14 protein-coding genes are annotated in these 13,347 nt (G+C 33.5%); 8 read left to right on the top strand and 6 right to left on the bottom strand.

The window, feature by feature from the left end:
• Positions 1-138 precede the first annotated feature (138 nt).
• The 5 genes from rpsA to HGK31_RS10450 all read left to right on the top strand — a co-directional run bounded on the left by rpsA (position 139) and on the right by HGK31_RS10450 (position 4,804).
• Complete coding sequence (rpsA, locus tag HGK31_RS10470; RefSeq protein ID WP_191859766.1) at positions 139-1,989, top strand: 30S ribosomal protein S1; 1,851 nt, start codon at positions 139-141, stop codon at positions 1,987-1,989.
• A 97-nt stretch (positions 1,990-2,086) separates the two neighbouring features.
• Positions 2,087-2,626: a bifunctional pyr operon transcriptional regulator/uracil phosphoribosyltransferase PyrR gene (pyrR, locus tag HGK31_RS10465; protein ID WP_191859765.1), complete on the top strand. Its 540-nt coding sequence runs from the start codon at positions 2,087-2,089 to the stop codon at positions 2,624-2,626.
• A gap of 4 nt (positions 2,627-2,630) precedes the next feature.
• Positions 2,631-3,560 (top strand): aspartate carbamoyltransferase catalytic subunit, encoded by a 930-nt coding sequence (locus HGK31_RS10460; protein ID WP_191859763.1) that lies wholly within the window; start codon positions 2,631-2,633, stop codon positions 3,558-3,560.
• A gap of 4 nt (positions 3,561-3,564) precedes the next feature.
• Positions 3,565-3,897 (top strand): ribonuclease Z, encoded by a 333-nt coding sequence (locus tag HGK31_RS10455; RefSeq protein WP_104735927.1) that lies wholly within the window; start codon positions 3,565-3,567, stop codon positions 3,895-3,897.
• Between the two features lies 1 nt (position 3,898).
• Complete coding sequence (locus tag HGK31_RS10450; RefSeq protein ID WP_191859761.1) at positions 3,899-4,804, top strand: ribonuclease Z; 906 nt, start codon at positions 3,899-3,901, stop codon at positions 4,802-4,804.
• Here the strand turns inward: HGK31_RS10450 and HGK31_RS10445 are convergent.
• Entirely contained in the window at positions 4,794-5,210 is a 417-nt protein-coding gene (locus tag HGK31_RS10445) for a hypothetical protein (RefSeq protein ID WP_191859760.1), read from the bottom strand. The genes HGK31_RS10450 and HGK31_RS10445 overlap by 11 nt on opposite strands.
• A gap of 92 nt (positions 5,211-5,302) precedes the next feature.
• On the opposite strand from HGK31_RS10445, the gene pdxH reads away from it, so the two are divergent.
• Positions 5,303-5,950 (top strand): pyridoxamine 5'-phosphate oxidase, encoded by a 648-nt coding sequence (gene pdxH, locus HGK31_RS10440; protein ID WP_191859758.1) that lies wholly within the window; start codon positions 5,303-5,305, stop codon positions 5,948-5,950.
• Positions 5,951-6,115: 165 nt separating this feature from the next.
• Positions 6,116-6,610, top strand: a complete 495-nt coding sequence (locus HGK31_RS10435; RefSeq protein ID WP_230401641.1) for a CAP domain-containing protein — start codon at positions 6,116-6,118, stop codon at positions 6,608-6,610.
• Between the two features lie 237 nt (positions 6,611-6,847).
• On the opposite strand, the gene HGK31_RS10430 is transcribed toward HGK31_RS10435, so the two are convergent.
• Positions 6,848-7,240 (bottom strand): hypothetical protein, encoded by a 393-nt coding sequence (locus tag HGK31_RS10430; protein WP_191859756.1) that lies wholly within the window; start codon positions 7,238-7,240, stop codon positions 6,848-6,850.
• 286 nt (positions 7,241-7,526) lie between these two features.
• On the opposite strand from HGK31_RS10430, the gene HGK31_RS10425 reads away from it, so the two are divergent.
• On the top strand, positions 7,527-8,039 hold the full coding sequence (locus HGK31_RS10425) for a fasciclin domain-containing protein (RefSeq protein ID WP_191859754.1): 513 nt from the start codon (positions 7,527-7,529) through the stop codon (positions 8,037-8,039).
• 183 nt (positions 8,040-8,222) lie between these two features.
• On the opposite strand, the gene HGK31_RS10420 is transcribed toward HGK31_RS10425, so the two are convergent.
• The 4 genes from HGK31_RS10420 to HGK31_RS10405 form a co-directional block, all read right to left on the bottom strand.
• Entirely contained in the window at positions 8,223-8,951 is a 729-nt protein-coding gene (locus tag HGK31_RS10420; RefSeq protein ID WP_191859752.1) for a hypothetical protein, read from the bottom strand.
• Between the two features lie 258 nt (positions 8,952-9,209).
• Complete coding sequence (locus HGK31_RS10415) at positions 9,210-11,123, bottom strand: OmpA family protein (protein WP_191859750.1); 1,914 nt, start codon at positions 11,121-11,123, stop codon at positions 9,210-9,212.
• A 12-nt stretch (positions 11,124-11,135) separates the two neighbouring features.
• Positions 11,136-12,065, bottom strand: coding sequence for a PorP/SprF family type IX secretion system membrane protein (locus tag HGK31_RS10410; RefSeq protein ID WP_191859748.1), 930 nt, complete (start codon positions 12,063-12,065; stop codon positions 11,136-11,138).
• Positions 12,066-12,076: 11 nt separating this feature from the next.
• Positions 12,077-13,347 (bottom strand): gliding motility-associated C-terminal domain-containing protein (locus HGK31_RS10405; RefSeq protein ID WP_191859746.1); only part of this gene is annotated, 1,271 nt, incomplete at its 5' end.

Raw genomic sequence — 13,347 nt, 5'->3', positions numbered from 1 at the left:
TAAAAAGTAGTATTTTTGCACTCCTTTTTAGCAATGCGTTGGAAATTGAAAAGGGATAACTAAATAAAACATAACACTTCTGTGTGTTAATTGCTTAAATTTTCCAAAACATAACAGAATACAAATTATTATCAGCACATGGCTGAAAAAGCAAAACAAGCGGAAGTTGAAGCAACTGAAGCACAAGCAGTTGAAACAACTGAAACTGAAACTCAAACAGTTGAAGCTCCAGAGGTATCTGAAGCTCAAAAAAACCCTGAAAAATTCTTAAAAGATTTTAACTGGCACAATTACCAAGAAGGTATTGATGAAGTTGAAGATTCTCAATTAAAAGAATTTGAAAAATTAGTAGCAGAAAATTTCGTTGACACTTTAGATGATGAAGTTGTTGAAGGTGAAGTTATTCACATTACAGATCGTGATGCCATAATTGACATCAACGCTAAGTCTGAAGGTGTTATTTCATTAAACGAATTCCGTTACAATCCTAACTTAAAAGTTGGAGACAAAGTAGAAGTATTAATTGATGTTCGTGAAGACGCTACAGGTCAGCTAGTATTATCACACAGAAAGGCTCGTGTTATCAAAGCATGGGATCGTGTTAATGCTGCGCATGATACTGGAGAAATCGTTAACGGTTTTGTTAAGTGTAGAACTAAAGGAGGTATGATTGTAGATGTTTTTGGAATTGAAGCATTCTTACCTGGTTCACAAATTGATGTTAAGCCAATTCGCGATTACGATCAGTACGTAAATAAAACAATGGAATTCAAAGTGGTTAAAATCAACCACGAATTCAAAAACGTTGTTGTTTCTCATAAAGCGCTTATTGAAGCGGATATTGAAGAGCAAAAGAAAGAAATTATTGGTCAGTTAGAAAAAGGACAAGTATTAGAAGGTATTGTTAAAAACATTACTTCTTATGGTGTGTTTATTGACCTTGGTGGTGTTGATGGTCTTATCCATATTACCGATCTTTCTTGGTCACGTATCAACCATCCAAATGAGATTGTTGAGTTAGATCAAAAATTAAACGTAGTTATCCTTGATTTTGATGAAGATAAATCAAGAATCCAATTAGGTCTTAAGCAATTATCTAAACATCCATGGGATGCATTAGGTGAAGACGTTAAAGTTGGTGACAAAGTAAAAGGTAAAGTAGTTGTTATTGCAGATTACGGTGCATTTATTGAAGTTGTTGACGGCGTTGAGGGATTAATTCACGTTTCTGAAATGTCATGGTCTACGCACTTACGATCAGCACAAGATTTCGTTTCTGTTGGAGATGAAGTTGAAGCTCAAATCTTAACGTTAGATAGAGAAGATCGTAAAATGTCACTTGGTATTAAGCAATTAACACCAGATCCATGGACAGATATTACTAAAAAATATCCTGTAGGTTCTAAACATACTGGAACTGTACGTAACTTCACTAACTTTGGTGTATTTGTAGAGTTAGAAGAAGGTATTGATGGATTAATTTATATTTCAGATTTATCTTGGACGAAGAAAATTAAGCATCCAAGTGAGTTCTGTAACGTAGGTGATAAGTTAGACGTTGTGGTTCTAGAATTAGACGTTGAAGGGCGTAAATTAAGTTTAGGTCACAAACAAACAACTGACAATCCTTGGGATAAATATGAAAAAGAATTCGCTGTAGGTACTGTACACAAAGCTGAATTAACTGAAATAGTTGACAAAGGTGCTACTATTGATTTTAATGAAGATATCGTGGCTTTTGTTCCTTCTCGTCATATGGAAAAAGAAGACGGAAAGAAACTTAAGAAAGGTGAAGAAGCAGAATTCAAAATCATTGAATTTAACAAAGAGTTTAAACGTGTAGTTGCATCGCATACGGCTATCTTTAGAGAAGAAGAAGCTGCCAATGTAAAAGCTGCTGCCAATAATGCTGCTGCTGAAGCAAAACCAACACTTGGTGACGCTAATGACACATTGCAAGCTCTTAAAGATAAAATGGAAGGGAAATAATATCCCATTCTATTATAAAGTAAAAGCCTTCCAATTTTTGGAAGGCTTTTTTATTTTTTTGCATTATCTTTGTACTCCAAACACGTTTGGGTAGTTTATGAGTCAAAAAGTTTTACTTAACGCAAAAGAGGTAAACATCATTCTTCATCGATTGGCTTGTCAACTTATTGAGAATCACAATGACTTTACTAATACGGTTTTAATTGGTATTCAGCCAAGAGGTAAATATTTAGCCAATCGTTTGACGCAAATGCTAAAAACGGATTATAAGGTAAAAAATGTGCAATTGGGCCATTTAGATATCACTTTTTTTAGAGATGATTTTAGAAGAAGTGACAAGCCTTTGGAAGCTAATACCACCAAAATTGATTTTCTTGTAGAAGGTAAAAAAATTGTCTTTATTGATGATGTTCTGTACACCGGAAGAAGTATTAGAGCGGCTTTGACGGCTATTCAATCATTTGGAAGACCAAACGAAATTGAATTATTAACTTTAATTGACAGACGTTTTAGCAGACATTTACCTATCCAGCCAAATTATAAAGGGAGACAGGTAGATGCTATTAACGAAGAAAAAGTAATTGTGCATTGGCAAGAAGAACAAGGAGAAGATGCTGTTTACTTAATTAATAAATAATAGTATGAACGAGTTAAGTGTTAATCACTTATTGGGAATTAAATATCTTAACAATGAGGATATTCAGCTTATTTTTGAAACTGCTGACCATTTTAAAGAGGTTATTAATAGACCAATTAAAAAAGTACCTTCACTTCGTGATATCACCATTGCCAATTTATTTTTCGAAAACTCAACTAGAACCAAGTTATCATTTGAATTAGCTGAAAAGCGACTTTCGGCCGATGTTATTAATTTTTCGGCATCACAATCATCCGTAAAAAAAGGAGAGACTTTAATTGATACTGTTAACAATATCCTATCCATGAAAGTGGATATGGTAGTCATGAGACACCCAAATCCTGGTGCCAGTGTATTTTTGTCTAATCATGTGAATGCAAGTATTATAAATGCAGGAGATGGCGCGCATGAACATCCTACACAGGCTTTATTGGACTCGTATTCCATTCGTGAGAGATTAGGGGATGTAAAGGGTAAAAAAGTTGTTATAGTTGGAGATATATTGCATAGTCGTGTGGCATTATCAAATATATTCGCATTAAAAACGCAAGGCGCACAGGTCATGGTTTGTGGTCCCAAAACTTTAATACCAAAATATATTGATAAACTTGGTGTAACGGTTGAAACCAATTTAAGAAAAGCTTTAAACTGGTGTGATGTAGCCAACATGCTTCGTGTTCAAAATGAACGTATGGCTGTGAGCTATTTTCCATCGGCTAGAGAATATACCCAACAATATGGTGTAAATATGGAATTACTGAATTCTTTGGATAAGGAAATTACCATAATGCATCCAGGACCTATTAATCGTGGTGTTGAAATCACCAGCGATGTTGCAGATTCAGATCAAGCCATTATTTTAGACCAAGTACAAAACGGTGTGGCAATTAGAATGGCTGTTATTTATTTATTAGCATCAAAAATTAAACAATAGTATTATGATTTTTGACAAGAAAGACAATATTACAATTATTACTCAAGAGAAAGCTTCAATTGTAGAATTAGTAAAAAAGCTAGATGTTTTATACAATCGTTTTAAAAATGATAATGTCATCGTTTCTTTAACTAGTTTAAAACCAATTGCGCTAAATGAAATAGTTGAGTTTTTAAAAATTTCAAACATTCACAGGAAAGCCAAAAACTCATTTGTCATTGTTACGGATAAAGTCAATTTAGACGAAATGCCAGATGAATTGGTTGTTGTACCTACCATGCAGGAAGCTTATGATATCATAGAAATGGAGGAAATGGAGCGCGATTTAGGATTTTAAAATGAAGTTAACCATTTTAGGCTGTCATAGTGCAACACCTCGTATTGATACAAACCCAACTTCACAGGTTTTAGAAATTAAAAACCATATCTTTTTAATTGATTGTGGTGAAGGGACTCAAGTGGAACTTCGCAGAAATAAAGTCAAATTCTCCAGGATTAAGCACATTTTTATTTCCCATCTGCATGGAGACCACTTTTTCGGATTGATTGGGCTGATATCTACGTTTAGATTATTGACCAGAGAAACCGATTTACATATCTATGGACCTAAAGGATTAAAAGAAGCCATAACCCTACAGTTAAAGCTTGGCAATTCTTGGACTAATTACCAACTTATTTTTCATGAGTTGACATCTACAGAATCAGAAATCATTTTTGAAGATGACAAAGTTTTAGTCCGCACTATCCCGTTAAAACATAGGATTTATACAAATGGTTTTTTGTTTCAGGAAAAATTGGGAGAACGCAAGTTGGATATCAATGCCGTCTTAAATGCTAATATTGATGTTGCCTACTATAGAAAACTCAAGCAAGGTTTTGATGTAACCAATGAAAATGGTGTGTTAATTAAAAATGCGACTGTTACCAAAGAGCCAAATACTCCTAAAAGTTATGCTTATTGCAGTGACACGGCTTATACAGAAACCATTCTACCTGTAATTGAAAAGGCTCATGTTTTGTATCATGAATCTACATTTTTAGAAAAACACGCACATTTATCAAACCCAACAAAGCACAGCAGTGCCATTGAAGCAGCCACTATTGCAAAAAAGGCAGAAGTTGGTACTTTAATACTGGGACACTATTCCACACGGTATGACGATATCTCAAGTTTTAAAGAAGAAGCAAAAACCGTTTTTGAAAATGTTGAACTAGCAAAAGCTGGAAAAGTGTTTAAATTTTAAACTCTTCAATATTTTGCATCCAATAAATAGCTTCCTCTAGGCTAGAGCAACGTTTTAAACTATTGCTTGTAAACTGCTTTTCTAAAGTAGCATTCATATAGCTTATATCATCATAAACAACTGCAGCACTGGCTATAATAAATCCAAACTCTTGATTAAATTGTGTCCATAAATGCGGATCAAGCGAGTAAGGGTTTATTCTATTTGATATATACCCAATTTTCAGTCCGTAGCCATAATGTCTAATGAGCTCGGCAGCTAAAACTTGAATTTTATCCCAATCAAAGTGAATACCTTCATGTAATTCTGAAATAATAAATCTATTCATTAAATAAAAATCACCAAAAGAAAGCGCTAATTTCTTGTGATTTAAAAGCTTAAAATAATTACTCTTTTCAAAATTCATTTCATCAAATATTGCTTAAATTTATAAGAAATTTCAGTAGTTAAAAAATATAGACCTTAATTAATTATTAATTTAAATAACCAGTATTCCTAATGGATGCAGACTTAAGCAATTACAGAAAATCTTACGAAAAAGGAGAACTATCACTGGAGCAATCACCTGATAATCCATTAGAGTTGTTTAGAACTTGGTTTCATGAGGTTGATACCCATTTTCCAGAAGACGAAACTAACGCTATGACCATATCTACTATTGGTCTAGATGGTTATCCCAAAAATAGAATTGTTTTGCTTAAGCGTTATACTTATGAAGGCTTTATATTTTTTACAAATTACAATAGTGAAAAGGGTAGGGCAATAGCTAATAATCCAAATGTAAGCCTATCCTTTTTTTGGCATGGGGCCGAACGTCAGATTATTATTAAGGGTAAAGCTGAAAAAATTGCTGAAAATTTAAGTGATGGCTATTTTGAGTCACGTCCTAGAGGTAGCCAGTTAGGTGCTATAGTATCTGAACAAAGTGCTGTTATTTCAGACAGAGAAACCCTTGAAAGTGAATTGAAAGCACTTGAAAAGCAGTATGAAGGTAAAACTATTCAACGTCCTGACTTTTGGGGTGGTTACCTTGTTAAACCTGTTGAAATAGAATTTTGGCAAGGGAGACCTAATAGATTGCACGATCGAATTCGCTATAAACTAGATGCAGAATTCAATTGGTCAAAAAATCGATTATCGCCATAAAAAAACCGATTAAAAACACTATTTTCACTTCAAAACGTGCATTTCATCGATTAAAAACATAAACAATCGATAAAAAGCATGTCTTTTATCGATTTTAACATTTCTTTAACACTCTCTTTCGGTTAGGAAGTTAATTTTACTATCCCAAATCTAAATAACCTAACAATGAAAAGACCTACTTTATTGCCTGTTATGGTATTGCTTATCATGCTCGCAACCTCGTGTTCATCAGAATCATTAGATGAAAATGCAAACAACGCACATGCTGAATTAATTGTTCCTGAAACCAAAGCTATTGAAGTGGAGATTATGGAACTTATTAATGATCACAGATTAAGTCTTGGATTAAACCCGCTAGATAATATGAACGTTATAAAGGCCCAAGCTTATAGTCATACGGATTATATGATTGCTCAAAATAACGTCTCACACGATAATTTTTTCCAACGTAAAAACTATTTGGTAAATAGTGTAGGAGCCAATAGAGTATCGGAGAATGTGGCCTATGGCTATACATCTGCACAGTCTGTTGTAAATGCCTGGTTAAATAGTGATGGTCACCGAGAAAACATTGAAGGAAATTACACAGATTTTGAAATATCTGCCGAGCAGAATAGTGAAGGTAGATGGTATTATACCAATATTTTTGTAAAGAAATAACCGACTCATAATTGTTAGTATATAGATAGATTAATAGCAACCTAAATCAATTTACTTAACTGAAAAAGACTACCGTTCTGGTAGTCTTTTTTTATGTTTTCTCAACGATATATTGTATGGCACTTTTTAGAAAATGTCTAGCGGACTTTTCAGTCGTAAAATACAATTAGTAAATACGCAGGATATCCGAGAAGAAATTTTTACACAACGAACTGAACGTGTTATTGAACGCTCGTTTTAATCTCTGGTCGCTGTCCAAGGAGCGGTAAATTCTCGATTTGGACAATATGTTATTCCATAGAGCTTACCATTTTCGAGATAACCGGAGTGATAATAGTCATTACTTTGATCTGATGTAGAAAATGCGAAATAAAGTTTTGACCAATTTTCATTTATCAGGGCATTTTTTATGTCACTACCATAGAATGTTCCTGTAAACGTATTATTATTTATAGATTTTACTAAAAAGGGTTGATAATATTCATCAGAATTCGGTGTAGGTCGCAAATCAACTTTCCATTTTCCAGTTAAAAGATCATTTTGATTAGATGAATTAGTACTTGGTTCTTGTGCAACTAAATAAATTGGCAGTAGTAAAAGTAAACAGATAATTTTAAGTTTTCTTATCATAATTTGAATTTCTCTAAATGAATCAAGAAGTATTTGTGTATGATTTCGTCGTGTGTTGATCTTCTAAAGTTAATAAATAAATCACAGATAGTAAGTTCGCTAAATAAGCGTATTGCAAGCTGACGCTATAAATTTCGTAAGTAGGAGACTAGTAGAATTAAATAATAAACGTTTATGACTGAAGTTTTAATTAAGTCATTTATTTTTTTGTCTAAATTAAAAGTTAAAAAGTTAGACAAACAATTATATTAGTTATATCTTTACATGAATTTTAAAAAAAAATATTATGAAAAAATTAGTTCTTATTTTAACAATTGCTCTGACATTAGGTGTTACTGCCAATGCTAGTGCCCAAGAATCGATAGTCGAAGTTGCTGTTGGTAATGAAGATTTTACAACATTAGTGACAGCTTTAAAGGCTGCGAATTTAGTTAGTGCCTTACAAGGAGATGGACCCTTTACAGTTTTTGCACCAACAAACGATGCGTTCGCCAAAATTGATTCAAAAACATTAAATTCTCTTTTAGAACAAAAAAATCAAAAAGCATTAGCTAATATCTTAACTTATCATGTAATACCTGGTAAAATTACTGCGACTGATGTAGTTGCTGCGTTGAAGAAAGGTAATGGCATGGTTGAACTAAAAGCTTTAAATGGGCAGATGCTTACTGTTTTGGAAAAAGACGGCAAAATTTGGCTAAAAGACTCAAATGGAAATTTTAGTGAAATTACTGCCACAGATGTTATGGGTAGCAATGGTGTCATTCATGTAATAAATACAGTGGTAATGCCAAAATAATCAGCAATACATTGATATTAATAAAAGAACCTCGATAATTCGAGGTTTTTTTTAACTTTTTTTAAAAAACATAGCCAACGGCTTGGCCATATTTTCGTTAGGTGGGTTAGCACTTAACTTTGCAAATAAAGACCAAAGTAGGCTAGAAGAAGAATTACTTATTGCCATTGTTGTTCAATGTTTTTATTTAATATTTTTTTTAGAAATCAGATGTTTCTTCACTTTTGGATTAGTCATTATAGATTTCTTGAAGTCTTTAAAAGTTTCATAGTTATTTGGTGAATCTTTTATTTGATCATATAGGAATGATTTGTCTGTTTGGGGATAAATTATGATTGTTTCTCCAAATCTTAAATCAAAAAGTTTCATATTTATAAGCAATGTAGAATATCCATCTGGACTTGCGGAAAACACCCAATCAAATTCATTGTTTTTTACTTTAAATATTCCTTGTGCTGTTAAATACGGATAATTACGTGAATCAACCAATGTGGTTTCTTCTGCATCCTTGTCATTTGTTAAAATAATTAAGGTTAGTTTATCGATTATTATTTCACTTTCTGGGTTTTCAAATTCTCCAATTCTTACACCTTTAAAAACTGTAGAGTCCATATCCATTACAAACGGATTACTGGATACAGCATAATTATATTCAGCTACTGGAAAAGGCGATTTGTTTAATGGATAACTCTGAAAAATTTTAGAATACTTATTATATGTTTCAATGTCTTGATTAAATAGCTTTATATCCCATTTAGTAGTATCTAGGTGTTGAACAGCTCTATTGTTTAACTTTTCAATATCCCAATTCTTTTCTTTAACTGTTTGAACAAGCGAATTGGATTGTTCTTTCTCTTGACAAGAATGAAATAGAATTCCCGAAATTATTATTATCAGTAACTTTTTTGTCATTTTCTAATGTTGTAAAACACATAAATAACATTACTCGTAATGTTATATTTATTCCATGTACCTACAAATCTAATATTTTTAAAATTCAAAAGCCACTCGCTAGGAGTGGCTTTTTAGTTAATAAGATCATTGTTAGGAAGGTTTTAATATTGTAAGCATATTAAATCAATTTACTTAAATCTTATGTAACTAGTATTGTAATTGAAGGCACCAGCTAAACTGCTTGTAGCAGCTTAACTAGCGTTTCATAAGGGTATGTTATTGATTATCACTTAAGATGATAAATTTAGATCGTCTATTAGCTTGGTGCTGTTCTTTAGAACATGATACACCATTAGAACATTCGTTAACCAATTGCGTTTCACCATAACCAATGGCACTTTCAATGCGTTCCTCTTCAATTCCTCTAGAGTATAAATACTTTTGAGTTGATTTGGCACGTCTGTCAGACAACTTCATGTTGTAGCGGTCACTACCACGACTATCAGTATGCGATTCAATTTTAATAACCATATTTGGATGTGCACGCATTACAGATACGATATTTTCAAGTTCGTAGGCTGCATCTGGACGTATATTCCACTTATCAAAGTCAAAGAATATTGGGTTGATTACTATTTCACCACCAATAATTAATGGTATTAAGTTTAAATCAACTTCATTTTCTTCACCATTAACATCAGAAGTCGTTACATCTTTCTTGTCATCTTTGTAATCTGCCATACTACCAAGAACGGTGTATATCTGATCACAATCGGCTTCAATTTCGTATTCGCCTTCTTCATTGGTTTCAGTTTCAGAAACAATTTTACCAGCTTCGTCAATAAGTTGAACTTTAGCACCAACCAATGGCATTAGGGTTAAACTATCTCTTACAACACCTTTAATCATTTGTTTACAAGGCATTTCTTTTAAACTGTAAATGTCGTCACCACCTTTACCGCCTGGTCTATTTGATGTAAAATAACCTTCTTTAGTATCACTATTGATATAGAAAGCAAAATCATCGTAACCACTGTTATATGGTGCACCAAGGTTTTCTGTTTCCGCAGAGTCGTCTTTAATAATATTAGATTTAAAAATATCTAATAATCCTAAATTTAAGAATCCGTCAGAAGAGAAGTATAAGGTACTATCTTTAGCAACAAATGGGAACATTTCACGTCCTTCTGTATTTACTGACTCTCCTAAATTTTCTGGAGTGCCATAGCTGTCACCATCAATGGATACTTTGTAGATATCTGTTTGTCCATAACCACCTTCACGGTCAGAAACAAAATAAAGCGTTTTATTATCTGGACTCAATGTTGGATGACCTGTAGAAAACACCTCGTCATTGAATGGTAATTCTACACTTTCTCCCCAACCTTCGTCGGTTTTTGTGGCTTTGTAAATTTTTAAGTGAGAAGTTCCTTTTTTGTCATATCGAGGCTTATTTCTTTTATCAACATTATCTCTTGTAAAGTACATGGTGTTACCATCATTCGTAATACAAACACTAGCTTCGTGAATATCATCACGCTTTACTTCGTCAAACTCTACGCCTGTAACATCGCCAAGTTCGTATTTGTTTTCTTCATCATTACTTATTTCACCTGAATAGATATCTAAATACGGCTCTCCATTCCATTTATAAATGTCATTTTCAGTATTTCTAGCTGAAGCAAAGTATAGTTTGTTTTCATGTACAAAACCACCAAAATCTGAATAACTGGAATTAGCGTCTAGGTTTTTAGTTTCAACAACAATACCTTTTTTAGATTCTAATTCTTTGTATAAGTGAATGTTACTGCCATCTAATTCTTCAGCACGACTATCATCATCCTGTATTTCTTTAAATGTTACCAACCACTTGTCAGCTTCTTCATAGTTTCCTAAACTACGTTGGGATTGAATATATTTATAAATGTATTCTGGGTTAACCTTTTCATACTTTCGTAGAGCCAGGTTGTACCACTTTGAAGCTTGTTGCGTTAACGAATTGTTATAGTAACAGTCTCCTAATCTAGTCAAAACGTGTTCTGAACTATCACCTTTCATGACTGCTTCTTCGTACAACTCGGCCGCTTTTAGGTAAGCGTAGTTGTCAAAAAATCTGTCAGCTACTTTTTTTTGCGAAAATAGAAAAGTACTACTTAATGCAATTATTGTGAATATTACTTTAGTTTTCATACGATTTTATTTTTAGAAATATCTAGGTGATTTAATTCGTTTTGTTTTAAATAATTCAAACATTATTAAAACTTCATGGGTTCCTCCAGTGTAATCATTTAAGTCAGACAAAGGATATTCATATGAGTATCCAATACGTAACTGTTTTGATACTTGGAAGTCAGCAATACCAGCTAAAGCTGAAGTATTTTGATCAATTCTGTAACCAGCACCTAACCAGAACTTTTCGTAAAACAAAAAGTTAGCAGTGATGTCAAATGATAGCGGAGCACCATTGGTTGCTTTTAATAAATAAGCGGGTTTTAATTTTGTATTTTCACCTAGGTCAAACACATATCCACCTGTAAAATAATAACCTACACGTTCTAAAGCTTGGTATTCTTGTCCATCAGGTGATTCATTACTATAATCATTAGTTAAAAGTCTTGGTGCTGAAAGTCCTAAATACCAACGTTGGCTGTGCCAGTACAAACCAGCACCAATGTTAAAGTTCATGCGATCTTCAACTCCAAAAACCAAAGGATCTTGTCCCGTTGGATCTGTATTAGCTCTGTCAAGACTATAACTCGTAAGACCAGCTTTAGCACCAAATGCTAATTCAGTTTTCTCACCTGTTTTAATAGTATATGAGAAATCACCATAAAAATAGCTGAATCGCTCATCACCCAATTTGTCATTGATAAATGAAGCTCCTATACCAATCTTATCATTTCTTAAAGGTGAATGAACAGAAAGGGTTTGGGTTATTGGACCACCATCAAAGCCAACCCATTGACTTCTATGTAGACCAACTACACTTAAAGTTTCTCTACTACCAGCGTAGGCTGGGTTAATCGAGATGGTATTATACATGTATTGAGTGAATTGCGGTAACTGTTGTGCAATTCCAACCGTACAACTTAATAATGCCAATGCAATTATATAATGTTTTATAAGTTTCATAGGTCTAAGTTTTATTTGGTTCCTACGTAGAAGTAACCTGTGAAAGGTTTCAATCCACTATTCTTTAGATTAATAATATAGTAGTATGTTCCTGTTGGGACTTTATCTGAATTTCCAAACGATGAGTTATGAGCCGTACCGTTCCAGTCATTTTGATAGCTGTTGGCTTCAAAGATGACAGCTCCCCAACGGTTAAATATCTTAATATCTATAGCAAATCCACAATCTTCAGCACCAAATACTTCAAAGTATTCATTCCACTGGTCACCGTTTGGTGTTACAGCTGTTGATACAGTAATGTCATCACATGCTAAAGGAATACACTCGTCATTTACATTTATTGTTACTTCTGTTGTACTTAAACAACCATTGTCTTCAACAGAATAGCTGAATATATAATCTCCAAGCTCAACTTCTAACGGATCAAATATGCTTCCGTCTAATACTGTGTCACCAGAAATCACTTCCCATGTGCCAGAGGTGTCATTACCAGAGTAATAGCCAAATAAATCTATTGCTCCGTCATCTGTACATCTATCATCTGTAACCGTTGTCACAAAATCTTGTAGAGTTACAAAAACATTTTGTACGAATACTGCTTTTAAGTTACAATTGTCAATAACATTCCAGGTCCAAGTTATTTGATAATCACCAGGATTGTTTGGATCAAAATTACTTGTTACTTGAGGGTTATCACCAACTATAACAACATTTGTAGAGCATTCATCAAATTCAAGAACAGGAGGTTCTGGAATAGCATCACAACTTACTGTAATATCAGATAAATCATTTGTCACCGATGGAGGCGTCGTATCAATCACATTAATAGTTTGTGATACACTTGTCATGTTGTTACATGAGTCAACAAATTCCCATGTACGTGTAATTACGACATTACATAAATCGGAATTATCCATAGTTTCAACACCTTGCGATGTTAATTCACCATCACAGTTATCAGTTGTTGATAAAGGCATCATATCTGGTACATCAACTATACAACTATATGTAGCATCTGCAGGTACATCAGGTTCAGCAGGCGCGATTGTATCACCAACAATAATAGTTTGCGTTACGTTAATCGAGTTGTTACAATCATCTGTAACACTATAAGTTCTCGTAATCGTTTCAGGACAAGATTGACCATCCGAGCTATCGCTAACAAAAGCAACAACAGGTACTGAACAGTTATCGGCAGCATCTGTTACTACTGAAATATCAGCAGCAGGCACATCACCAATACACTCAACTGTAATACCAGCTGGGTTAGATGCTGTAGGCG

The sequence above is a fragment of the Hanstruepera ponticola genome, from assembly GCF_012931685.1.
Classification (GTDB): Bacteria; Bacteroidota; Bacteroidia; order Flavobacteriales; family Flavobacteriaceae; genus Hanstruepera; species Hanstruepera ponticola.
The sequence above is the reverse complement of the archived record's forward strand: the minus strand, read 5'-3'. Positions and strand labels throughout refer to the sequence as shown.

Excerpts from the sequence above, each read along its gene's own strand:
- rpsA (WP_191859766.1), top strand. The coding sequence starts at position 139 with ATGGCTGAAAAAGCAAAACAAGCGGAAGTTGAAGCAACTGAAGCACAA.
- pyrR (WP_191859765.1), top strand. The coding sequence starts at position 2,087 with ATGAGTCAAAAAGTTTTACTTAACGCAAAAGAGGTAAACATCATTCTT.
- HGK31_RS10460 (WP_191859763.1), top strand. The coding sequence starts at position 2,631 with ATGAACGAGTTAAGTGTTAATCACTTATTGGGAATTAAATATCTTAAC.
- HGK31_RS10455 (WP_104735927.1), top strand. The coding sequence starts at position 3,565 with ATGATTTTTGACAAGAAAGACAATATTACAATTATTACTCAAGAGAAA.
- HGK31_RS10450 (WP_191859761.1), top strand. The coding sequence starts at position 3,899 with ATGAAGTTAACCATTTTAGGCTGTCATAGTGCAACACCTCGTATTGAT.
- HGK31_RS10445 (WP_191859760.1), bottom strand. The coding sequence starts at position 5,210 with ATGAATTTTGAAAAGAGTAATTATTTTAAGCTTTTAAATCACAAGAAA.
- pdxH (WP_191859758.1), top strand. The coding sequence starts at position 5,303 with ATGGATGCAGACTTAAGCAATTACAGAAAATCTTACGAAAAAGGAGAA.
- HGK31_RS10435 (WP_230401641.1), top strand. The coding sequence starts at position 6,116 with ATGAAAAGACCTACTTTATTGCCTGTTATGGTATTGCTTATCATGCTC.
- HGK31_RS10430 (WP_191859756.1), bottom strand. The coding sequence starts at position 7,240 with ATGATAAGAAAACTTAAAATTATCTGTTTACTTTTACTACTGCCAATT.
- HGK31_RS10425 (WP_191859754.1), top strand. The coding sequence starts at position 7,527 with ATGAAAAAATTAGTTCTTATTTTAACAATTGCTCTGACATTAGGTGTT.
- HGK31_RS10420 (WP_191859752.1), bottom strand. The coding sequence starts at position 8,951 with ATGACAAAAAAGTTACTGATAATAATAATTTCGGGAATTCTATTTCAT.
- HGK31_RS10415 (WP_191859750.1), bottom strand. The coding sequence starts at position 11,123 with ATGAAAACTAAAGTAATATTCACAATAATTGCATTAAGTAGTACTTTT.
- HGK31_RS10410 (WP_191859748.1), bottom strand. The coding sequence starts at position 12,065 with ATGAAACTTATAAAACATTATATAATTGCATTGGCATTATTAAGTTGT.